At 68.9% G+C, this 21,387-nt stretch carries 17 protein-coding genes; 8 read left to right on the forward strand and 9 right to left on the reverse strand.

Annotation, left to right across the window (positions count from 1 at the left end; all coding sequences use genetic code 11):
* Window positions 1-73 precede the first annotated feature (73 nt).
* On the forward strand, window positions 74-1,024 hold the full coding sequence (locus ERL55_RS02785) for a bile acid:sodium symporter (RefSeq protein WP_129135070.1): 951 nt from the start codon (window positions 74-76) through the stop codon (window positions 1,022-1,024).
* Window positions 1,025-1,085: 61 nt separating this feature from the next.
* On the opposite strand, the gene ERL55_RS02790 is transcribed toward ERL55_RS02785, so the two are convergent.
* Window positions 1,086-4,655, reverse strand: a complete 3,570-nt coding sequence (locus ERL55_RS02790) for a Calx-beta domain-containing protein (RefSeq protein WP_164972099.1) — start codon at window positions 4,653-4,655, stop codon at window positions 1,086-1,088.
* A 106-nt stretch (window positions 4,656-4,761) separates the two neighbouring features.
* Between ERL55_RS02790 and ERL55_RS02795 the strand changes: the two genes are divergently transcribed.
* The 4 genes from ERL55_RS02795 to ERL55_RS02810 all read left to right on the forward strand — a co-directional run bounded on the left by ERL55_RS02795 (window position 4,762) and on the right by ERL55_RS02810 (window position 10,455).
* The gene (locus ERL55_RS02795; protein WP_129135072.1) at window positions 4,762-5,712 is read left to right on the forward strand and encodes a tryptophan 2,3-dioxygenase family protein; all 951 of its coding nucleotides are present in this window, start codon (window positions 4,762-4,764) and stop codon (window positions 5,710-5,712) included.
* Window positions 5,713-5,779: 67 nt separating this feature from the next.
* On the forward strand, window positions 5,780-7,354 hold the full coding sequence (locus ERL55_RS02800; RefSeq protein ID WP_129135073.1) for an AbgT family transporter: 1,575 nt from the start codon (window positions 5,780-5,782) through the stop codon (window positions 7,352-7,354).
* Window positions 7,355-7,517: 163 nt separating this feature from the next.
* The gene (locus ERL55_RS02805; protein WP_129137176.1) at window positions 7,518-9,014 is read left to right on the forward strand and encodes an oligopeptide:H+ symporter; all 1,497 of its coding nucleotides are present in this window, start codon (window positions 7,518-7,520) and stop codon (window positions 9,012-9,014) included.
* A 97-nt stretch (window positions 9,015-9,111) separates the two neighbouring features.
* A complete protein-coding gene (locus tag ERL55_RS02810; RefSeq protein ID WP_129135074.1) occupies window positions 9,112-10,455 on the forward strand; it encodes an MFS transporter in 1,344 nt (447 codons plus the stop codon).
* Here the strand turns inward: ERL55_RS02810 and ERL55_RS02815 are convergent.
* Window positions 10,452-10,961, reverse strand: coding sequence for a MarR family transcriptional regulator (locus tag ERL55_RS02815; RefSeq protein ID WP_129135075.1), 510 nt, complete (start codon window positions 10,959-10,961; stop codon window positions 10,452-10,454). The two genes, ERL55_RS02810 and ERL55_RS02815, sit on opposite strands and share 4 nt — an antisense overlap.
* 102 nt (window positions 10,962-11,063) lie before the next feature.
* Between ERL55_RS02815 and hppD the strand changes: the two genes are divergently transcribed.
* A complete protein-coding gene (gene hppD, locus ERL55_RS02820) occupies window positions 11,064-12,170 on the forward strand; it encodes a 4-hydroxyphenylpyruvate dioxygenase (protein WP_129135076.1) in 1,107 nt (368 codons plus the stop codon).
* Window positions 12,171-12,351: 181 nt separating this feature from the next.
* Complete coding sequence (gene hmgA, locus ERL55_RS02825; protein ID WP_129137177.1) at window positions 12,352-13,650, forward strand: homogentisate 1,2-dioxygenase; 1,299 nt, start codon at window positions 12,352-12,354, stop codon at window positions 13,648-13,650.
* Window positions 13,651-13,780: 130 nt separating this feature from the next.
* On the opposite strand, the gene ERL55_RS02830 is transcribed toward hmgA, so the two are convergent.
* Genes ERL55_RS02830 through ERL55_RS02855 form a run of 6 tightly spaced genes read right to left on the reverse strand, consistent with a single transcriptional unit; the run spans window position 13,781 to window position 19,618 of the window.
* Window positions 13,781-14,185: a Na+/H+ antiporter subunit G gene (locus tag ERL55_RS02830; protein WP_129135077.1), complete on the reverse strand. Its 405-nt coding sequence runs from the start codon at window positions 14,183-14,185 to the stop codon at window positions 13,781-13,783.
* Window positions 14,182-14,451: a K+/H+ antiporter subunit F gene (locus ERL55_RS02835; RefSeq protein ID WP_100324375.1), complete on the reverse strand. Its 270-nt coding sequence runs from the start codon at window positions 14,449-14,451 to the stop codon at window positions 14,182-14,184. Before ERL55_RS02835 ends, ERL55_RS02830 begins: the two co-directional genes overlap by 4 nt.
* Window positions 14,448-14,936, reverse strand: coding sequence for a Na+/H+ antiporter subunit E (locus ERL55_RS02840; RefSeq protein ID WP_129135078.1), 489 nt, complete (start codon window positions 14,934-14,936; stop codon window positions 14,448-14,450). Before ERL55_RS02840 ends, ERL55_RS02835 begins: the two co-directional genes overlap by 4 nt.
* A 1-nt stretch (window position 14,937) precedes the next feature.
* Complete coding sequence (locus ERL55_RS02845; RefSeq protein WP_129135079.1) at window positions 14,938-16,464, reverse strand: monovalent cation/H+ antiporter subunit D; 1,527 nt, start codon at window positions 16,462-16,464, stop codon at window positions 14,938-14,940.
* Entirely contained in the window at window positions 16,461-16,817 is a 357-nt protein-coding gene (locus ERL55_RS02850; protein WP_129135080.1) for a Na+/H+ antiporter subunit C, read from the reverse strand. The genes ERL55_RS02845 and ERL55_RS02850 overlap by 4 nt, the downstream gene beginning before the upstream one ends.
* A complete protein-coding gene (locus ERL55_RS02855; protein ID WP_129135081.1) occupies window positions 16,817-19,618 on the reverse strand; it encodes a monovalent cation/H+ antiporter subunit A in 2,802 nt (933 codons plus the stop codon). The genes ERL55_RS02850 and ERL55_RS02855 overlap by 1 nt, the downstream gene beginning before the upstream one ends.
* A gap of 273 nt (window positions 19,619-19,891) precedes the next feature.
* Between ERL55_RS02855 and ERL55_RS02860 the strand changes: the two genes are divergently transcribed.
* Window positions 19,892-20,770: an NAD-dependent epimerase/dehydratase family protein gene (locus tag ERL55_RS02860; RefSeq protein WP_241685818.1), complete on the forward strand. Its 879-nt coding sequence runs from the start codon at window positions 19,892-19,894 to the stop codon at window positions 20,768-20,770.
* Window positions 20,771-20,876: 106 nt separating this feature from the next.
* On the opposite strand, the gene ERL55_RS02865 is transcribed toward ERL55_RS02860, so the two are convergent.
* On the reverse strand, window positions 20,877-21,374 hold the full coding sequence (locus tag ERL55_RS02865; RefSeq protein ID WP_129135083.1) for an Mpo1-like protein: 498 nt from the start codon (window positions 21,372-21,374) through the stop codon (window positions 20,877-20,879).
* Window positions 21,375-21,387: the final 13 nt, after the last annotated feature.

Genomic DNA, 21,387 nt, shown 5'->3' on the forward strand with positions numbered 1-21,387 from the left:
CGGCCCGGCATGGCATCGCCCGGGCGCGGCGCGCCTCCGGTCCGGCCAGCACGCATTCAGCAATCGGAGCGCCATGACCCGCCTGCAACTCGAACGCCACCAGGTATGGATCTATCTGGCCGCCATTGCCACCGGCCTGGTGCTGGGCGGCGTGCTCCCGGAAGTGCGTGCATCCGGCGAACTGCTGCTGTGGCCGGCGCTGGTGCTGTTGCTGTATGCCGCCTTCGCGCAGGTGCCGCTGCTGCAACTGCGGGCGGCCTTCGGCGACCGGCGCTTCCTGGTCGCGGTGGTGACCGGCAACTTCGTGCTGGTGCCACTGCTGGTGTTCGCGCTGGTGCAGCTGCTGCCGGCCGACCCGGCGCTGCGACTGGGCGTGGCGCTGGTGCTGCTGGTGCCCTGCACCGACTGGTTCATCGGTTTCGCGCAGATGGGCGGCGGCGACACCTCGCGGGCGATCGCGGTCACGCCGCTCAACCTGCTGCTGCAGTTGCTGCTGTTGCCGCTCTACCTGTGGGGGCTGCCCGGGGTGCCGTCGCTGCAGGGGGTGCCGGCGGCATCGGCATGGTCGGCCGCAGGCGTGGTGCTGGTGCCACTGGCCGCCGCATTCGCCACCGAGCGCTGGATCGGCCGGCAACCGGCGCGCGAATCCTTGCGCGAACGGCTGGCCTGGTGGCCGGTACCGCTGCTGGCGGTGGTGGTGCTGCTGGTGGCCGCCTCGCAGGCGGCGACGGTGCGGGCCGCGGCCGACATCCTGCCTCTGCTGGTGCCGCTGTTCACGGCCTACCTGCTGGGTGCAGCGCTGATCGCCGGGGCGCTGGCGCGGATGTTGCGCCTGCCCGCCCGCCACGGCCGCACGCTGTGCTTCAGCCTCGGCACCCGCAACTCGTTCGTGGTGCTGCCGCTGGCGCTGGCACTGCCGCAGGGCTGGTCGATCGCGGCGGTGGTGGTGGTGACGCAGTCGCTGGTGGAACTGCTGGGGATGCTGCTGTACCTGCGCTGGGTGCCGCGACTGTTCCGGGACTGATGCGTCGAGACCCCTCTCCCGCGTGCGGGAGAGGGGCAGGGGTGAGGGCTGTTCGGGCGGCCTACGGTTGCTGCCAGCTGGCGCGAAGGGCAAGGCCTGCGAAGTCGCGGATGCCTTCGACGCGGACATACCAGACGCCCGCCGCCGGCGCCGCGACCTGCACGGCCTCGTTGTTGCCCGGCCGTGCGGAGCGCGCATCCCAGGCTTGGGTGGTCGCGGGCTCGCCATGGCGCAGCAGCAGCGTCACGTCGCCGCTGCCGCCGTAGCTCATCACCCGCAGGTTGCGTGCGCCGGGCGGCAGTTCGATGCGGTAGAGCAGCGAGGTGCCCGCATCTCCCGCAAGCCCCGTGACCGGCACGCCATTGGCGAGTCCGGGCGCAGTCTGCGGATCCTCGACGATGCGCGTCGTCGCGCTGGCGCTGTTGTTCTCTTCCTCCGGGTCCGCGGTCTGCGAAGTCGCCGCCACCGCCAGGGTCAGCTCGCGGCCGAGTGCGTCGGCGGGTGCGGTGGCGGCGAGGCCGAAGACCGCATCGGCGCCGGCGCCGAGGCTGTCGATGGTGCAGGCCAGCGTGGTCCCGGTGGCACCTTGTTCCGGGGCGTCACAGCTCCAGCCCGCGGGTGCATCGATCTCCAGATCATCGAGCCCTGCATCGACCGCGAACCCGATGCCGGCGAACTGCGCCGCATCCGGACCGGCATTGGCGAGCGTTGCGGCGAATGCCATGGTCCGGCCGACCGCGGTTTCGGTCGCGTCCGCCTCGGCGGTCACCACGAGGTCGGCGTGCTGCACCGGTGCCATCCGCACCAGCAGCAGCGTCGGGTCGTGGTCGGACAGGCGCGTCGGGGTGTCCGCTTCGTTGCGGGCGATCTCCGGGAAGTCGGCATTGATGCGCGCGTGGCTGACCGCATGGCCGGCGACCGCAGGCGACTCCAGCAGCGCGCGGTTGACCAGGATGTGGTCGAGTGTCTGCGCCTGGTAGTCGAACACGAACGAGTAGCGCTGGGCCGCATCGGCATCGAGGGTGGTGTTGCGCAGATCGGGGTCGACCAGGTCCACGCCGTCGCCATCCACCGCGGTCTCGCCATCGGGGCTGGGCTGGCCGGTGACCACGCCCATCGCATGGACATGGCCGTCGTTGAACTCGAATGCGTTGAAGTCGCCCAGCACCACCAGCCCGCGCGCCGGATCCGCCTGCTGGATGCCCTGCACCAGACCGGCGAGGAATTCCGCCTGCGCCTGGCGCTTGGCGCGCACGCGTGCACCTGTGCTGATCCAGCCGCTGGCACCGCCGGTGTCGTCCTCGATGCCGCTCAGGGAACGCTGGTGGACGACGATCGCGGTCACCGGCAACGCACGGCCGTCGGCGAAGCGGATCGCGGCGTCCAGTCGCAGCGGCGGGCGGTCATTGAGCAGGCTGGTGCTGCCATCGGGATTGGCCAGCACGGCATCGGCGCCCTCCTGGACCACCGCGTGCACGTCCACCCGGGCAACGCCCGCGCCGTTGTCGCCACCGCGTACGAGCAGACCCACATCGATGCCACCGACGTCGTTGCCCTCTTCAAGGTAGGCCACATAGCCGGGATCGCCCTGGCCGTTGGCGATCGCATCGGCGTTGATGCGCGTGGCCAGCGCCTGCAGGGTGGACAGGTTTTCGACCTCGGTCACGCCGAGGATGTCGGGCAGGTGCAGGTAGCCGCGCACCGCCAGCGAGGCTTTGCGCAGGCGCCGTTCGAAGGCCTCGGCGGTGAGCACCGGCTCGCCGATCGCCGGGTCGTTGCCGGTGTCGAAGAAGCGCTCGAGGTTGTAGGTGGCGAAGGTCGCGTGGTCGGGGCCCGGCAGCAGTGCGGGACGCGGCTGGTCGGCGCCATCGCAGGCGACCGACAGTTCGGCTTCCGGATAGATGGTGTAGCGGCGGAAGCTGTAGTCCAGCGGGCCGGCGAGGCTGCCGTCGACGATGCGGCAGCCGGCGGCGAGGTTGGCGGTCGGCGCACCGATGGTGCTGCTGTTGACGGCGATCAGTTCCGGGTTGAAGTCCCAGCGCGGGATCGCCGGCGCACTGCTGCCCAGCGGGGCGGGGTCCATCAGCGGCAGGCCCGGCTCGCGGAACGGCCGCGGCGTGCCGGTCACCACCACCGCGAAGCGGCCGTTGCTGGTGGCCGTGGCCTGGGCTTCGTTGACGTTGCCGCCGGTGGGCGCGACCACGGTGAAGTCGGCCGCGCTGACCCGCATGCCCTCGTAGGGTTCGAGCTGGTCCAGTGCGCCGTCCGGACGCGGCAGTGCGGTGGTCAGCAGCACCGGTGCGGGAAGCGGATGCCCGCTGGAAAGCTGCACCACGCGCGCATCGGTGATCTCGGTCAGCGGCAGCTGGAACGGGTCGGCAGACGGCACATATTCGATCACCGTGCCCTGCACCAGCACGCGGTTGCCGACCGCGGCCGCATCCGGCGGCGCGGTGGACGTGAACACGAACACGCCCTCGGAGGTGGCCGGGTCGCCGTCGTCCTCGCCGTCGGCAGTCTGCAGGAAGAAGCCGTTGTTCCTGCGCGCGGTGACGATGCCTTCGGTCGCGACCGCGACGTTCTCGTATGGCGAACGCGCGCCGGCGCCCTGGATCGCATGGATCGCCAGCCGGGTGACGTCGTCGTTGAGGATGGTGCCGGTGGCCTCGCCACGCTGCAGCTGCGCGCCGTCCGGGCTGGACAGGGTGACCACGAAGGTCTCGTCGGGCTCGGTGACGGTGTCGCCGCGCACCTGCACCACCACGGTCTGCGATGTGTCGCCCTCGGCGAACTCGAGCGTGCCCGATGCGGCCAGGTAGTCGTCGTCGGCCAGGGTGGCGCTGCCGTCTGCGGTGGCGTAATCGACGCGCACGCCACCGGCGGGTGCGGGGCGGTCGAGGCGCACGTTGAAGAAGAACGGCGTGGAGCCGCTGTCGCCTTCGGCCGCCGCGGTGTCGGCGATGCTCAGCCACGGCGTGCCGCCGCCTGCGCAGGGCAGGGTGGGGGTGGCGCGATTGCGTGGCGCAGGCGCGCGAGCCGAGAAATCCGCGGCGTTGTCGTTGCTGTCGCTGCAGCCGTCGTCGGCGCGCCAGCCCGCCAGTGCCGCCGACAGCGCCGGCGCCGGGCCGCTGCCCTCGTACCAGTTGGCGCCGCCGAAACCGACCAGGTCGAGGATGCGCGCGACCTGGTCCGGGCTGCACGGCGTGCTGCCGCCGTTGCAGCCGAGGCCGGTGGTGCCGTCCACCAGCGCGACCTTGCCGGCCGCCGCGGCCATGTTGATGGTGCCGGTGGCGTTTACTTCCGGCAGCGGTGCGCCGTTGGCGCCGCCCGCCAGGCCGACCAGGAAGTACTGCCCCGGGGCGAGGTCGACATCCGGCAGGACCACCAGCTGCGTGGCGCTGGCGCCGAAGTTGCCGGTGCCGGTGGCACTGGCGTACTGCAGCGACCTGCCGCCCAGTGCTTCGGGCGTGTCGCCACGGTTGAACAGTTCGATGTAGTCGGCGTTGTGGACCGCACCGCTGTTGCCGCCGGCGCCGTACACCTGGCTGACCACCACCTGGGCATGGGCGGTCGCGCCCGGGCCGCACCCCAAAGCCACGGCCAGCAACAGCCGGCCTGCGAGCATGCGCATCGCGCCTCTCCCTGTCTGGCCCCCCGGTCCCGTGGCGATTCTGCACCGATCCCGTGGCCGGCGCATGACAGCGGGGCACGCGGATTGATCGGGTACCCTTCCGCCAATGAGCACCGACCGCAAACCGCCGGCTCCCGGCCACGCCGCGAACCTGCCGGCCTCGACCCGGCCGGCGTCGGAGCCGGCGACGGACAACCAGCGCGACCTTGAAGCCGGCATCCACACCGATCTCGAAGGGCGGATGACCTACGGCGGCTACCTGCGCCTGGACCGCCTGCTGTCGGCACAGGTGCCGCTGTCGGATCCGCCGCACCACGACGAGATGCTGTTCATCGTCCAGCACCACGTCTCCGAACTGTGGATCAAGCTGATGATCCACGAGCTGGGCGCCGCGATCGTGCACCTGCGGCGCGACGAGGTCGGGCGCTGCCGCAAGGTGCTGGCGCGCTGCAAGCAGGTGCTGCGCCAGCTGACCGAGCAGTGGTCGGTGCTGGAAACGCTCACCCCGTCGGAGTACATGGAATTCCGCGGGATCCTGGGGCCGTCGTCGGGGTTCCAGTCGCTGCAGTACCGCACGGTGGAATTCCTGCTGGGCAACAAGAACGAGCAGATGCTCGACGTGTTCGCCCACGACGCCGACGGCCAGGCCGCGCTCGAGAGCGTGCTGCGTGCGCCCAGCCTCTACGACGAATTCCTGCGCTACCTCGCGCGCTGGGGCCATGCGATCCCGCCCGCGCACCTCGAGCGCGACTGGAGCCGGCCGCACGTCATGGACCCGGCACTGGTGGAGGTGATGCGGGTGATCTACGCGGATACCGGCACCTGGTGGCGCGAGTACTCGCTGTGCGAGGACCTCGTCGATCTCGAGTCGCAGTTCCAGCTGTGGCGTTTCCGCCACATGCGCACGGTGATGCGCATCATCGGCTTCAAGCGCGGCACCGGAGGTTCCAGCGGCGTCGGCTTCCTGCGCCAGGCACTCGACCTCACCTTCTTCCCCGAGCTGTTCGAGGTGCGCACGCATCTCGCGCCACCTGCCGGCGCAACCGGCCGCTACTGACAGGCAGCCGCGGCAAAGCGGCTGCTAGGATGCCGGCACTCGAGTCACCGCACAGGGGAACCCCAGCATGAGTCATCCCGCTCCGGACGCCACGCCGACGCCGCGTGGCGCCGTCGCCCGATTCCTCGACGCCGTCGAGCGCGTAGGCAACAAGCTGCCTGATCCGGCAGTCCTGTTCCTGGGGCTGATGCTGGTGGTATGGGTGGTCTCCGCCGCGCTGGCGCAGGTCAACTTCGCCGAGATCGACCCGCGCAGCGGCGATCCGATCCAGATCAACAATCTCCTCGCTGGAACCAGCTTCACCGCCTTCATGGCGACGATGGTCTCCACCTTCGTCAACTTCGCGCCGCTCGGTGTGGTGCTGGTGGCGATGCTCGGCCTCGGCGTCGCCGAGCACACCGGCTTCATCAACGCGGCGCTGCGCGCGATCCTGTCGGTGACGCCGCGGATGCTGCTCACGCCGGTGCTGATCGCGGTCGGCATCTTCAGCCACGTCGCGGTGGATGCCGGTTACGTGTTGGTGATCCCGCTGGGCGCGGTGATCTTCTACGCCGCCGGGCGCCACCCGCTGGCGGGCATCGCCGCGGCCTTCGCGGGCGTATCCGGCGGGTTCTCCGCGACCTTCATTCCGTCGAGCCTCGATCCGCTGCTGGCGGGCCTGAGCCAGGAAGCCGCGCGCCTGATCGATCCGACCATCGTCCTGAGCCCGCTCAACAACTACTACTTCACCACCGCATCGACGGCGCTGGTGGTGGCGGTCGGCTGGTTCCTGACCGACCGCGTCATCGAACCGCGCCTTCGCAACACCGCGGTCGACGGCGACATGGCCGACATGCCCGCGATGGAAACGCTGACCGCGCGCGAGCGCACCGGGCTGTGGGCCGCGGTGGCATCGATGCTCGTGCTGGTCGCGGCGCTGGTGCTGACCAGCGTGCCCGTGGGCTCGGCGTGGCGTGCCGGCCCCGACTCGCCCAACGCCGGCGAACTGCTGGTGGCGACCGCACCGCTGATGCAGTCGATCGTGCCCCTGATCTTCATCCTGTTCCTGGTGCCGGGCATCGTCTACGGCTACATGGCGGGCACGGTGAAGAACCACCGCGACGTCGTCCAGGGCATGAGCCGGGCGATGAGCGGCATGGGCTACTACATCGTCATGGCGTTCTTCGCCGCGCAGTTCATCTACGCCTTCGGGCAGAGCAACCTCGGCGCGCTGCTGGCGATCAAGGGGGCCAACGCGCTGCAGGCGATGGGGCTGCCGATGGGCGTGACCCTGATCGGCATCGTGGCGCTGTCGGGCTTCGTCAACCTGATGGTCGGCTCGGCATCGGCGAAGTGGGCGCTGATTGGCGCGATCATGGTGCCGATGCTGATGCAGCTGGGCATCTCGCCCGACCTCACCCAGGCCGCGTACCGGGTGGGCGATTCCAGCACCAACATCATCACCCCGTTGCTGCCGTACTTCCCGCTGATCGTGGTGTTCTGCCAGCGCTACGTGAAGTCGAGCGGCATCGGCACGCTGCTGGCGCTGATGCTGCCGTATTCGCTGGCCCTGCTGGTGGTGTGGACGCTGTTCCTGCTGGCGTTCTGGGGCGTTGGCATCCCACTGGGCGTGGGCGCCAGCTACGAATACGTGCCGGGCTGATCCCGCACGTCGACGGACGTGCCCGCGGGTTTGACGCGGGCCGTCCCGGCGATCCATCCTCGCGCGTCCGCCGCGGCGGACAGCACCAGCCTCGTACCGAACATCCCTGGGGGAGTCCCGTCGCATGAGTTCCACGCCCACTGTCGAGCCGGCCGGCCCCGGCATGCACATGCCGGTTTCCGGCTCTCCACCCGACTTCCCGCAGGTCATGGGTCATCCGCGTCCGCTGTGGATGCTGTTCATGACCGAGTTCTGGGAACGCTTCGCGTTCTACGGCATGCGCTGGGCGCTGGTGCTCTACATCGTGGCGCAGTTCTATCGCGGCGATTCCTCGGGCGAAGCCCCGGCCAGCGAGCTCTACGGTGCCTACCTGGCGCTGGTCTATGCGGCGGCGATCTTCGGCGGCTATGTCGCCGACAAGCTGATCGGCTACCAGCGCTCGATCCTGCTCGGCGCGGTGTTCATGGCCATCGGCCTGTTCCTGATCGCGCTGCCCAGCGAGCAGTGGCTCAAGCTCGGCCTGGCCACGGTGATCGTCGGCAACGGCCTGTTCAAGCCGATCATCTCGACGATGGTGGGCAAGCTCTACGCCACCGGCGACCACCGCCGCGATTCCGGTTTCACCATCTTCTACATGGGCATCAACATGGGCGCGTTCATCGCGCCGATCCTGACCGGCCTGCTGGCCGAGAAGGTGTTCGGCAGCGACGGCATGCCGGCCTATACCGCGGTGTTCATCGCATCCGGCATCGGCATGCTGCTGAGCCTGGTGTGGTTCTGGTTCGGCCGCAGCCAGCTGCAGGGCGTCGGCGCGGCGCCGGTCGCAGCGTCCGGTAACGGCATGGGCCGCCTGTTGATGGTGGCGATCGGCACCGTCGTGGCGATCCCGGTGTTCTATTTCCTGCTCACCATCGAGGCCGGGCTGCTCAACTGGATCCTGCTGGCGCTGTTCGTGGTGCCGGCGATCATGCTGCTGGTCGAGGGCATCCGTGAAGGTTCCAGGCAGCGCGACATGGTGATCGCGATGCTGATCATCTTCGGCTTCAACGTGCTGTTCTGGATGTTCTTCGAACAGGCCGGCAGCTCGTTCAACTTCCTTGCCCAGAACATCGTCAACCGCGACCTCGGCGGCTGGATCTTCCCGGTGGGCTGGTTCCAGTCGGTGAATTCCATCGCGATCATCACCCTGGCACCGATCATCGCCTGGCTGTGGGTGAAGATGGGCAGTGCCAATCCGTCGATCCCGCGCAAGTTCGGCCTGGGGCTCATCTTCAACGGCCTGGCCTTCCTGCTGCTGATGCTCGCGCTGTCGAGCATGGTCGACCCGGAGACGCTGAAGATCCCGTTCTGGACGCTGTTCATGGTCTACGTGATCCAGTCCATCGGTGAGCTGTGCCTGTCGCCGATCGGGCTGTCGATGACCACCAAGCTGGCGCCGTCCAGGCTCACCGGTCTGGCGATGGGCGGCTGGTTCCTGTCGATCGCGATCGGCAACAACCTCTCGGGCATGTTCGCCTCCAGCGTGAGTGGCGAGGGCGGCATGACGGTGGCCTCCGCGCATGCCGGCTACACCTTCGGCTTCTGGGCGCTGCTGGGTGCCGGCGTGCTGCTGTTCCTGATCGCGCCGCTGATCCAGAAACTGATGCACGGCGTGAAGTAACCGCCGTCGCCTGCCCGCCTCGCGGGCAGGTGCTGCATGTCGCCGGTCCCGCGCGGGCCGGCGACGACATCCACGCCCTGTCCCGAGCCCTCGTCCGATGACCGACCACGCTGCCAACGTCCTGCCCCGCCCGTCGCCGCTGCAGCGCTGGGTCGCGCTGGTCCTGGTCAGCGTCGCGATGTTCGGCAACTACTACATCTACGACGCGTTCGGCCCGGTGGTGGACCTGCTGCGCGAGCAGGAAGGCTTCACCTACGACCAGATCAGCATGATCTTCAGTGCCTACAGCATCGCCGCGGTGGTGGTGCTGCTGATCGGCGGCTACGTGATCGACCGCTGGGGCACCAAGCGCTCGATCACCCTGTTCGCGCTGATCTGCCTGGCCGCCGCGGCGCTGATGGCGTCCACCGCGCGCTTCGAGACCATGCTGGCCGGCCGTTTCCTGCTCGGCATCGGCGCCGAGCCGTTGATCGTCGCCGCCACCGCGGCGCTGGCGAAATGGTTCAAGGGCAAGGAGCTGTCGTTCGCCTTCGGCATCAACCTGTCGATCGCCCGGCTCGGCTCGGCCTCCGCCGACTGGTCGACGTCGTTCGCAAGTCCGCTGTATTCGAACTGGCAGGACCCGCTGTGGCTGGCGACCGGCGTGGCCACGGTGGGCGTGACCGCGGCGATGCTGTACTGGATGGCCGAGTCGCGCGCCGAGGGCCGCGTGGACCTGGGCCAGGTCGACCGCACCGACAAGCTGCAGCTCAAGGGCATGTACGCCTTCAGCGCGTCGTACTGGTACATCGTCGGCCTGTGCGTGGTGTTCTACGCCACCGTGTTCCCGTTCCGTGCCTTCGCGATCGACTACTTCCAGCAGGCGCATGGTCTGGACCGCGAGACCGCCGGCATGCTCAGCAGCCTGCTGCCGATGGCCGCGATCGTGGTCACCCCGCTGTTCGGTCTGTGGGTGGACCGGGTCGGGCGGCGCTCGCTGTTCATGGCGGTCGGTTCGCTGGTGATGCTGCCGCTGTTCCTGCTGGTCACGTATGCGCCACCTGGCCCCGCCATCGGGATCTGGATTCCGTTTGCCGGCAGTGCCGAAGTGCCGCTCACCCTGCTGCTGGTGATGCTGATGCTGGGCGGCGTGTTCTCGCTGATCCCGGCGGTGATGTGGCCGTCGGTGGCCTATATCGTGCGTGAGAGCCGGCTGGGCGCGGCGTACTCGATGATGACGTTGTGCCAGCAGGTCGGCGTGGCACTGGTGCCGCTGGCGGTGGGACGCTTCAACACCGCGTTCGCGGCGGGGCCGCAGAACCCCGCGGGCTACGCGCCCGGCATGTGGTTCTACACCGCGCTCGCCGCGCTCGGCCTGCTGTTCTCGTGGCTGCTGTGGCGCGCGGAATCCGGCCCGGGTGCACACGGGCTCGAATACGCCTCCGGCCGCAAGCCCGGCTAGGCGCGCACCGCCGGTTCGCCGGCGGCTTCCAGTTCGGCCTCCATCTCCAGCGCATCCAGCCGGTCGAGCAGGCCGAACAGCAGGTCGCGTTCGTTCGTGGACATGCCGCGCAGCAGGCGCTGCTCGAATGCCAGCGCCAGCGGCGCGACCTCGCGATGGATGCGCCGGCCTTCCGCCGACAGCCGCAGCACCGAGCGGCGGCGGTCGCCGTCGTGGATCTCGCGCTCCAGCCGCCCACCTTCGAGCAGGCGCGACACCGCACGACTGACCGCCACCTTGTCCATCGCGGTGCGTTGCGCGACCTCGTTGGCCGACAGCCCGGGAAAGCGTTCGAGCACCGCGATCACGCGCCATTCGGTGATCGCGAGGCCGAAACGCTGCGAATAGACCTGGGCGATGGCGCTGCTCAGTCGGTTGGACAGCACGCTCAGCCGGTACGGCAGGAAGCGCTCCAGCTGCAGTGCATCGGCCGGTGACGGCGGGTGGGGCGGGGGTCGGATGGCCATGCTGCGACGCACCTTGCAAATGGTTACACGTGAAACTATAACGGCGGATACGTCCACCACAAGGCCGCGCACGCGGCCGGCCACCGAATCAAGGAGCCGCACATGAGCGCGCAACCGCAGACCTCGCCCCGGGCACCGAATCTCGGCATGCAGGTCACCACCTTCGAGAACCCGATGGGCATCAACGGGTTCGAGTTCGTCGAGTTCGCCGCGCCGGAAGGCCAGGGCGCGCGCATGCGCGACTACCTCGAGAAGCTCGGCTTCACCGCGATCGCAAAACACCGCAAGCGCGCGATCACCCTCTTCCGGCAGGGCACGATCAACTTCCTGTTGAACGAGGAACCCGATTCCTTCGCGTCCGACTTCGCCGCCCAGCACGGCCCGTCGGCCTGCGGGTTCGCGATCCGCTTCAAAAAGAAGCCTGCCGAAGTGCTCGAACACGTGCTCGCCCAGGGCGGCGAGAAGGCCGACCACAAGGCCGAGACCGGCGCGGTCGGCTTCCCGGCGATCAAGGGCATCGGCGACTGCATGCTGTACCTGGTCGACGATTCCGCGCCGGATGTCTATGCCGACTACGAGCCGCTGCCGGGCGTGGACCAGCATCCGCGCGGCTTCGGCCTGACCTTCATCGACCACCTCACCCACAACCTGTTCCTCGGAAACATGCAGAAGTGGTCGGACTACTACGAAAAGCTGTTCAACTTCCGCGAGATCCGCTATTTCGACATCAAGGGCGCCAAGACCGGCCTGCTGTCGAAGGCGATGACCGCACCCGACGGCGTGGTGCGCATCCCGCTCAACGAGTCCTCGGACGAGAAGAGCCAGATCAACGAATACCTGCGCGACTACAAGGGCGAGGGCATCCAGCACATCGCGCTGTTCACCGACGACATCTACGAGACGGTGGAGAAGATGCGCGAGGCCGGCATCGCCTTCCTCGACACGCCCGATGCGTATTTCGACGTCATCGACCAGCGCGTGCCCGACCATGGCGAGGATGTCGAGCGCCTGCGTCGCAATGCGATCCTGATCGACGCCGATCCCGAGACCAAGCAGCGCAAGCTGCTGCAGATCTTCGGCCAGAACGCGTTCGGCCCGATCTTCTTCGAGATCATCCAGCGCAAGGGCAACGAGGGCTTCGGCGAGGGCAACTTCCAGGCCCTGTTCGAGTCGATCGAGCGCGACCAGATGAAGCGCGGCGTGCTGTAACGCCGCATCCCTTCTCCCGCATGCGGGAGAAGCCGCCCCGAAGGGGCGGATGAGGGCACCACGCGTCGCCCTCACCCCACCCCCCTCCCACGTGCGGGAGAGGGGCTTCACCACAGGCAACGCCATGAACGCATCCACCGACGACAGCGTGATCCCGATGCCACAGGCCGATGCGCGGGCCATGCAGCCGCGCGGCTACATGAGCGGCTTCGGCAACCATTTCGCGACCGAGGCCGAGGCCGGCACCCTGCCGGAAGGGCAGAACTCGCCGCAACGTGTTGCCCATGGCCTGTATGCCGAGCAGCTGTCGGGGTCGGCGTTCACCGCGCCGCGTGCGGAGAACCGCCGCAGCTGGCTCTACCGCATCCGCCCGGCGGCGATGCACGGGCCGTTCGAGCGCTGCATGCAGCCGCGGCTGCACGACGACTTCGGCGACGGCCCGGTTTCGCCCGACCAGATGCGCTGGAGCCCGATGCCGCTGCCGGAAACGCCGGTGGATTTCATCGACGGCCTCTACACCGTGGCCGGCAACGGCTCGGCCGCGGCACAGACCGGCATCGCGGTGCGCGTATATGCCGCCAGCACGTCGATGCAGGGCCGTTACTACTACAGCGCCGACGGCGAGCAGCTGATCGTCCCGCAGCAGGGCCGGCTGCGCATCGCCACCGAAATGGGCGTGCTGGACGTGGAGCCGCAGGAGATCGCGGTAATCCCGCGCGGCGTGCGCTTCCGCGTCGAACTCCCGGATGGCCCGTCACGTGGCTATCTTTGCGAGAACTTCGGTGCCCACCTGCGCCTGCCCGACCTCGGGCCGATCGGTTCGAACGGCCTGGCCAACCCGCGCGACTTCCTCAGCCCGCAGGCCGCCTACGAGGACCTCGAGGGCAGCTTCGAACTCGTCGCCAAGTTCCAGGGTCACCTGTGGCGTGCCGATATCGGCCATTCGCCGCTCGACGTGGTCGGCTGGCACGGCAACTACGCGCCGTACAAGTACGATCTGCGCCGTTTCAACACCATCGGCTCGATCAGCTTCGACCACCCCGATCCGAGCATCTTCCTGGTGCTGACCTCGCCCAGCGACACGGCCGGCGTGGGCAACCTCGATTTCGCGATCTTCCCGCCGCGCTGGCTGGTGCAGCAGCACACGTTCCGGCCGCCGTGGTTCCACCGCAACGTGGCCAGCGAATTCATGGGCCTGGTGCACGGCGAGTACGACGCCAAGGCCGAAGGCTTCGCGCCCGGTGGCTGCTCGCTGCACAACTGCATGACCGGGCACGGCCCGGATGCGGCGACCTTCGAGAAGGCATCGAATGCGGATCTCTCCAGGCCCGACGTGATCCGCGACACCATGGCCTTCATGTTCGAGTCGCGGGCGGTGATCCGCCCGACGCAGCAGGCGGTCGATGCCGCCCACCGCCAGCGCGACTACCAGGCCTGCTGGGCCGGCCTGAAGCGCAACTTCAGCCCGCCACGCGGCTGAGCCGGGTCGGTACGACGCGCGACCCGCGCGCTGTCGCCGGCCACTCGCCGGCGCCGCAGGCATCCTGCCGATGCGACCCGGCGTGACTGACTGACACGCCGACTGGCTGCGCGCACATGCGCAGCCGTGCTCATTCCACGTGCGGGCGCTCGGCCTGCCGGGCGCGTTCATCCGCGCGCTCGTCGGCGTCATCGCGGATATGTCCGCCCGGGTCCGGCGTTGCCGAAGGGTCGCCGGGGCGGCCTTCCATCAGCGACAGCGCTGCGCGTGACATCAGGTGCGCCGAGACCGGCGCGGTCATGAAGAGGAACAGCGTGATCAGCAGCTCGCGCGGATGCAGGCCGGCCCCGTGCACGGTGTGGTAGAGGATCGAGGCGGCCAGGATGCAGCCGACGCCGAGCGTGCTCGCCTTGGTCGGGCCGTGGATGCGGGTGAAGAAGCTCGACAGCTTGACCAGCGCGAACGCGCCGAGGAACACGAAGAAGCAACCCACGACCAGCAGGAAGATGGCGAGGGTGTCGATGACGGCGTTCATTCCACGATGTCCCGGCGGATGACGTACTTCGACAGCACCACGGTGCCGAAGAACCCGAGCATGGCGATGATCAGTGCGGCCTCGAAATAGATTTCCGAGTCGAGGTGCATGCCGAACAGGATCAGCTGGGCGATGGTGCTGACGTACAGCGTGTCGAGCGCGAGGATGCGGTCGGGCGCGGAGGGGCCGCGGATCAACCGTATCAGCGAAAGCAGCATCGCCGAACCGACGACGACCATGCCAGCGACCACAGCGATATCGATCATGGGAACACCTTGCGCAGGGGCGCTTCGTAGCGTTGCTTGATGCCGGCCACCACCGCTTCCGGATCGTCGACATCGAGGAAGTGCACCAGCAGGTGCCTGCGGTCCTCCGACAGTTCCGCCGACACCGTGCCCGGGGTCAGGGTGATGACGCTGGTCAGGGCCGAGATTCCATGGATGTTGGTGAGTTCGAGTGGCACCCAGATGAACGCGGAGCGCAGTTTGCGTTCGGGCCCCAGGACCTGGCGGGCGACGGTGATGTTGGCGACCACCACGTCCCAGGCCAGCTTGAAGGCCAGCGGGATCAGCGCGGACGCATTCCCGATCTGCGCGAATTCGCGCTCCAGCCGCGCGGAGATCTGCGGCATCAACAGCGCCAGCAACAGCGCCATCAGCAGCGTGCCGAGGCTGTAGTCCTCCGCCATCAACACCCAGAAGATGAAGACGGTGATGCTCTGCGGTACCGAGGGAAACAGCTGTAGTTTCATGTCACGGCGTCCTCAGCAGGGGACGGGTCCCGCGGACCGACTCGATGTAATCGTCAGGCGACAGCAGCTGGGCCGCGGTCGCGCCGGTGTAGCGCAGCACCGGTTCGGCGGCGACGGTCATGGCGATGCCATAGGCCAGCAGCAGGCCGGTGGCGGCTAGTTCGAGCCGGGGAATCGTCGGTGGGGGCGAGCGGGGCAGGTCGCTTTCCTCGACACGCCAGAACAACCGGGTGCCGGTGCGGGTCAGCCCGATGATCGCCAGCAGGCTGCTGCCCAGCACGGCGGCAAACACCCAGCCGGTGTCCCCGTCCGGGGCCGCGCCCAGCAGCGCGAACTTGCCGATGAACCCCGACAGCGGCGGCAGGCCGGCGATGGAGATGGCGGCCACCATGTACAGCGACCCGGTCAGCCTCGGCAGCGGCGGTGCGGTGGGCAACACGCGGTCACCGAGAAGCCCGCGTTCGCGCTGCACGATGTGGGCAATCATGAACATCGCGGCGCCGGCAAAGCAGCTGTGCGGCAGGTAATACAGGCCGGCGGAGATGGTGCCGGGCTGCGCCAGCGCGAACGCCACGAACAGCGTACCGGCCGACAGCAGCACCAGGTACGCCGCGCTGATGCGCAGGCGCAGCGAACCCACCACGCCCACGCCGGCAAGCACCAGGGTGACGAGTCCGAACGCCAGCAGCGTGTCGCTGGCGAATCCGGCAAGCAGGCCGGCCTCTTCGCCGAACATCAGCGTCGACAGCCTGAGCAGTGCGTACAGCCCGACCTTGGTCATGATCGTGAACAACGCGGCGACGGTGGCCGGCGCCCGCGAGTAGGTTTCCGGCAGCCACAGGTACAGCGGCAGCAGCGCGGCCTTGGCGCAGAACACCACCAGCAGCAGCCCGCACGTCGCGCGCACGATGGCGAGATCCTCCGGTGCCACCTCGCGCAGGCGCACCGCGATCTCGGCCATGTTGAGCGTGCCGAGCAGGCCATAGAGCAGGCCGAGCGCCACCAGGAACAGGGTCGAAGCGACGATGTTGAAGACCACGTAGTGCATGCCGGCCTTCATGCGGTCGCCGCGGCCACCCGACAGCAGCAGGCCGTAGGAGGCGATCAGCAGCACCTCGAAGAACACGAACAGGTTGAATACGTCGCCGGTCAGGAAGGCACCGTTGAGGCCCGCGAGCTGGATCTGGAACAGGGCGTGGAAGTGCAGTGCGCGCTTGTCCCAGCCCGCGCAGGCGTACAGCAGGCAGGGGATCGCCAGCAACGTGCTGGTCAGTACCATCAATGCGCTGAGCCGGTCGAGCATCAGCACGATGCCCAGCCGCGCCGGCCAGTCGCCCAGCAGGTAGACGTCGATGCCGCCCTGCGACGCGCGTGCCATCAGCGCGACTGACGAGGCCAGCAGCAGGGCCATGCCGATCCACGCGCCGGTGCGCAGGACCTGGCTGTCGTGCCGGCGTTCGAGCAGCAGCAGAAACGCGCCGGTGATCAGCGGAATCAGGATCGGCGCGAGGACCAGGTGCTGCGTCATCGGTCACCCTTGTAGCCGGGCTCGCGGCCATCCACGTGGTCGCTCTGCAGGTCGGCGTGGTTGCGCATCGCCACCACCACCGCCACCGCGGTCATCGCGAAGGCGATGACGATCGCGGTCAGCACCAGCGCCTGGGGCAACGGGTCGGCATGGTTGGCCAGCGTCGCCTCGACGCCGTCGCGCAGCACCGGCGCCTTGCCGACCACCAGCCGGCCGGACGAGAAGATCAGCAGGTTGGTGGCGTACGACAACAGTGTCAGGCCCAGGATCACGTCGAACGTGCGGGCGCGCAGCAGCAGGTAGACGCCCGAGGCGGTGAGTACGCCGATCGCGCTGGCGAATGCGAATTCCATCAGTAGTTCTCCTCTGCGGCCCGCTGGCGGTGCTTGACGGTGCCCATCGTCGACAGGATCAGCAGCGCACCCGCGAAGACCACGATGTACACGCCGGTGTCGAACACCAGCGCGCTGGCAAGCGGCAGGCTGCCCACGATCGGCAGCTCGAGGTCGTAATGTCCGCTGGTCAGGAACGGCAGCCCGAACAGCAGCGAGCCGAGCCCGCCGATGCAGGCGATGAGCAGGCCCAGGCCCACGCCGCGCAGGTAATCGAAGCCGAACGTCGCCTCCACCGCGCGCGCACCCTGCAGCACGTACTTGATCAGCACCGGCACCGCGATCGCCAGGCCGGCGATGAAACCACCGCCGGGTGCGTTGTGGCCACGCAGGAACAGGTAGATCGACACCGTCAGCGTCAGCGGGAACAGCAGCTGGGTGAGGTCGGCGGGGATCGGCAGCTGCACCGGTGGCCCGGGCATGATCTCGTCGGGCTTGAGCCGCGCCCAGCGCAGCAGTGCGTGCACCACCAGCGCCGCCACCGCGAACACGGTGATCTCGCCGAAGGTATCGAAGCCGCGGAAGTCGACCAGGATGACGTTGACCACGTTGGCGCCATAGGCCTCGGGCAGCGAGCGTGCCAGCAACTCGCCGGAGATCGTCTGCGACGGCCTGAGCAGCATCCCGTATGCCAGCGCGAAGATGCCGATGCCGGCGGCCGCCGAGATGCCGGCATCGCGCCAGCGCCGGAACGGGGTGCGGGCCTGTTTCGACTGCTTGGGCAGGTAGTTGAGCGCCATCATCATCAGCGCGATGGTCACCATCTCCACCAGCAGCTGGGTCAGCGCGAGATCCGGTGCCGACAGCAGCGCGAACACCGCGCAGAGCATCAACCCGACCGCGCCGATCACGATGAGCGCCGTCAACCTGCGCCCGTGTGCGGCCACGGTCGCCAGGGTGCTGCCGACAAGCACGGTCCAGACAATCCACCCGATCAACGGCATCGGCTGCGGCGATGGCAGGGCGCCGTAGCCCGCGGCCTCCGCCGCCGCATCGCCGAGGAACGGCGCCGCGCCCACCACCAGCACCACCACGATCATCCAGAACAGGCTGCGGCGGATGCCCCCTGCGGCGACCCGTTCGGTGAAGCGGCCGGCGGCGGCGAACAGCTTCTCGATGTTGACCTGGAACAGGTGCCGGCCCCACGAGCGCAGCATGGCGTCGTGCAGGGCGAACAGCCGGCGCAGGGTGAAATACAGGAACACGCCGCCGACCAGGCCGATGATGCTCATCGCCAGCGGCAGGTTCCAGCCATGCCACACGGCGAGGCTGAACTCCGGTGCTGCAGGCCCCAGCGTGCCGGCGACCGCGGTCTCGAGGATGCCACTGACGGTCAGCGCGGGCAGCACGCCCACCGCCAGGCACATCACCACCAGCACCGCCACCGGCACGCGCATCCAGCGCACCGGCTCGTGCGGATCGGTATCGAGGTCGCGCGGGCCATCGCCGAAGAAGGTGTCGTGCACGAAACGCAGGCTGTAGGCCACGCCCAGCACGCCCGCCAGCCCCGCGGCAACGGTCACGAACAGCTGCATCGCACCCTGCGCTTCCACCTGCAGCGCCTCGGCGAAGAACATTTCCTTGGACAGGAAGCCGTTGAGCAGCGGCACGCCTGCCATCGCCAGCGAGGCGATGATCGCCAGCGCCGCGGTGTAGGGCATGAAGCGCCGCAGGTTGCCGAGCCGGCGCATGTCGCGGGTGCCGGTCTCGTGGTCGATGATGCCGGCGGCCATGAACAGCGAGGCCTTGAAGGTCGCGTGGTTGAGGATGTGGAACACGCCGGCGACCACCGCCATCGGCGTCGACAGCCCGAACAGCATGGTGATCAGGCCGAGGTGCGAGATGGTGGAATACGCCAGCAGGCCCTTGAGGTCATGCTGGAAGATCGCGTACCACGCACCCACCAGCAGGGTGATCGCACCGACGGTGGTGACCACGTAGAAGAACAGGTCGGTGCCGGCCAGCGCCGGATGCAGCCGCGCCAGCAGGAACACGCCCGCTTTCACCATCGTCGCCGAGTGCAGGTAGGCCGACACCGGGGTCGGCGCGGCCATCGCCTGCGGCAGCCAGAAGTGGAACGGGAACTGCGCGCTCTTGGTGAAGATGCCGAGCAGCACCAGGCCCAGGATCGCCGGATACCAGGTGTCGTCGCGGATCGCGTCGCCGGCCGCGAACACCGCATCGAGTTCGAAACTGCCCACCACGCGCCCGATCAGCAGGACGCCGCCAAGCAGGGCCAGTCCACCGAGTGCGGTGATCGTCAGCGCCATGCGCGCGCCCTGGCGTGCGTCCTCGCGGTGGGTCCAGAAGCCGATCAGCAGGAAGGAGCTGATCGAGGTGAGCTCCCAGAAGACCACCAGCAGCAACAGGTTGCCGGACAGCACCATGCCGAGCATGGCGCCCATGAAAAGCAGCAGGAACGAGTAGAAGCGCGGTGCGTTGTCGCGGCTGTCGAGGTAGTAGTGGGCGTACATCACGATCAGCGCGCCGATGCCCAGCACCAGGCCCGCGAACATCCACGCCAGGCCATCCAGCCGCAGCGACAGGTCGAGCCCGGCCGACGGTATCCACGGCAGGCTGGCGCGCAGGATGTCGCCGTCGATCACCGCCGGCGACATCAGCCCCAGCAACACGAGCCCAACCAGTGGCGCTGCCGCGGCCGTCCACGACACCGCGCCACGCGAGAGCGTGCGCGGCAGAGCGGCCACGACTGCCGCTGCCAGGAATGGGAGCGACAGCAGGAGATGCAGGGTCAAGGGCATGCAGGGAATACGTGATTCACGAGCGGCGCCCGATTCTAGCAGTGCCCTGCGACGGTCCTGTCCATACTCGCGCGCACGCGTAACCGCAAACGCCGCGTCCTGGAAACAGGCCGCCGTGGCGTTGTGTTGGCACCTGGGGCGCAAGCGCCGACACTAGCGGGCCCCTGTGTGCAAGGCCGCCCCGGTGTACGTGATCTTCGCTGATGCACTCGCGGAATCTTCCGTCCGGCACGCATGCGGGGCGGTCGCCGTGCTGGCTGGCGATATCTTCCGGTGACGCGGACGGACGCACGCCGTGCGCTGGTGTTCGGGGCCAGCGGACAGATCGGTGCGGCGCTGCTGGCGCGGCTGGCCGCGGCCGGCTGGGATGTCGACGCGGTCTCGCGTGCGCCGCCCTCCGCCAACGGGCCCGGCCTGCGCTGGCATGCGGGTGGCTTTCCCGACGTGGTGGCACCCGATGCCCACTTCGATGCGGTGTTCAGTTGCGGCCCGCTGGATGCATTCTCGTTGTGGTACGCGGATGCCACGCTGCGGGCCGCGCGGGTGATCGCATTCGGCTCCACCAGCCTCGAGACCAAACGTGCGGCGGGCGATCCCGGCGAGCGGGCGCTGGCGGCCACGCTGGCTGCCTCCGAAGCGCGGGTCTTCGCCGCGGCGCACGCCAGTGGCGCCACCGCCACGCTGTTGCGCCCGACGCTGGTCTACGGCGCCGCGCGCGATGCCAGCCTGAGCCGGATCGCCGCGCTCGCGCGGCGGACCGGTGTGTTCGTGCTGCCGCGCGATGCACGCGGCCTGCGCCAGCCGGTGCATGTCGACGATCTCGCGGAGGCGGCGCTGGCCGCAGTGTCGGCGCCTGCCGCCGCCGGCCAGGCCTATGCGCTGCCGGGTGGTGAAACGCTGCCCTACGACGCGATGGTACGGCGGGTGCTGGCGGCGCTGCCGGAGAGGCCGCGGCTGCTGCGGGTGCCGTCGCCGCTGTTCCGCATCGCTCTCGCGGCTGCGCACGCGGGCGGTCGACTGCACGGCCTGCCCGCCGGTGCGGTGGCGCGGATGCGCGAGGACCTGGTGTTCGATGCCACCCCGGCCGCGCGCGACCTCGGCTACGCGCCGCGGGAGTTCAGGCCGACGCGGGAGATGCTGGTCGCGGGCTGAAGGAAACGCTGTGCGCGGCGGCGCTCCGCTGCCCGGGCGCGGCTGTCAGCCCCCATCACCTCGAAACCGGGTGTCCTTTGCCTGGGGCCGAGTTTTCTTTTCCGGCTTACCAGCGCAGGCCGAGCTTCCGGTAGAGCTTCGACAGCACCCAGGCCGGGCCGATCAGCAGGTAGCGCAGGTCGGTGAAGAAGCTTGGCTTCTTCCCCTCGTAGAGCCTGCTGTGGCCGACGAACTGCGCGATCCACGCGACCACGAACACGATGATCGCGGTGACCAGCAGCCCGCGGGTGCCCAGCGACTGGTGCAGCAGCTGGGTGACCGCGGCCATCACCAGGAACACCGCGGCCATGCCGATGCCCAGCGGCCGCGAGGCGCGGAAGTAGAACAGCCATGCCGCGAACATCGCCATCGCCGCCCAGATACCGGGGCGGAACAGCCCGCCTTCAGCGACCGGGATGCACCACAGCAGCGCGATCACGCTCCACAGGATCAGCGGCACCGCGGCCACGTGGATGGCCTGGTTGGCCGGGTTGCGGTGGTCGTCGGAGTAGCTGGCGAACCAGCGGTCGATCGCGCGCGGGCCGTCGTCGTGTGTCGCGGTCATCCTCCCCTCCCGT

Source organism: Luteimonas sp. YGD11-2, from assembly GCF_004118975.1.
GTDB classification, from domain to species: domain Bacteria; phylum Pseudomonadota; class Gammaproteobacteria; order Xanthomonadales; family Xanthomonadaceae; genus Luteimonas; species Luteimonas muca.

Excerpts from the sequence above, each read along its gene's own strand:
- ERL55_RS02865 (WP_129135083.1), bottom strand. The coding sequence starts at position 21,374 with ATGACCGCGACACACGACGACGGCCCGCGCGCGATCGACCGCTGGTTC.
- ERL55_RS02845 (WP_129135079.1), bottom strand. The coding sequence starts at position 16,464 with ATGACGCAGCACCTGGTCCTCGCGCCGATCCTGATTCCGCTGATCACC.
- ERL55_RS02795 (WP_129135072.1), top strand. The coding sequence starts at position 4,762 with ATGAGCACCGACCGCAAACCGCCGGCTCCCGGCCACGCCGCGAACCTG.
- ERL55_RS02850 (WP_129135080.1), bottom strand. The coding sequence starts at position 16,817 with ATGGAATTCGCATTCGCCAGCGCGATCGGCGTACTCACCGCCTCGGGC.
- ERL55_RS02815 (WP_129135075.1), bottom strand. The coding sequence starts at position 10,961 with ATGGCCATCCGACCCCCGCCCCACCCGCCGTCACCGGCCGATGCACTG.
- ERL55_RS02805 (WP_129137176.1), top strand. The coding sequence starts at position 7,518 with ATGCACATGCCGGTTTCCGGCTCTCCACCCGACTTCCCGCAGGTCATG.
- ERL55_RS02835 (WP_100324375.1), bottom strand. The coding sequence starts at position 14,451 with ATGATCGATATCGCTGTGGTCGCTGGCATGGTCGTCGTCGGTTCGGCG.
- ERL55_RS02840 (WP_129135078.1), bottom strand. The coding sequence starts at position 14,936 with ATGAAACTACAGCTGTTTCCCTCGGTACCGCAGAGCATCACCGTCTTC.
- ERL55_RS02800 (WP_129135073.1), top strand. The coding sequence starts at position 5,780 with ATGAGTCATCCCGCTCCGGACGCCACGCCGACGCCGCGTGGCGCCGTC.
- ERL55_RS02830 (WP_129135077.1), bottom strand. The coding sequence starts at position 14,185 with ATGAACGCCGTCATCGACACCCTCGCCATCTTCCTGCTGGTCGTGGGT.
- hmgA (WP_129137177.1), top strand. The coding sequence starts at position 12,352 with ATGCAGCCGCGCGGCTACATGAGCGGCTTCGGCAACCATTTCGCGACC.
- ERL55_RS02810 (WP_129135074.1), top strand. The coding sequence starts at position 9,112 with ATGACCGACCACGCTGCCAACGTCCTGCCCCGCCCGTCGCCGCTGCAG.
- ERL55_RS02855 (WP_129135081.1), bottom strand. The coding sequence starts at position 19,618 with ATGCCCTTGACCCTGCATCTCCTGCTGTCGCTCCCATTCCTGGCAGCG.
- ERL55_RS02790 (WP_164972099.1), bottom strand. The coding sequence starts at position 4,655 with ATGCGCATGCTCGCAGGCCGGCTGTTGCTGGCCGTGGCTTTGGGGTGC.
- hppD (WP_129135076.1), top strand. The coding sequence starts at position 11,064 with ATGAGCGCGCAACCGCAGACCTCGCCCCGGGCACCGAATCTCGGCATG.
- ERL55_RS02785 (WP_129135070.1), top strand. The coding sequence starts at position 74 with ATGACCCGCCTGCAACTCGAACGCCACCAGGTATGGATCTATCTGGCC.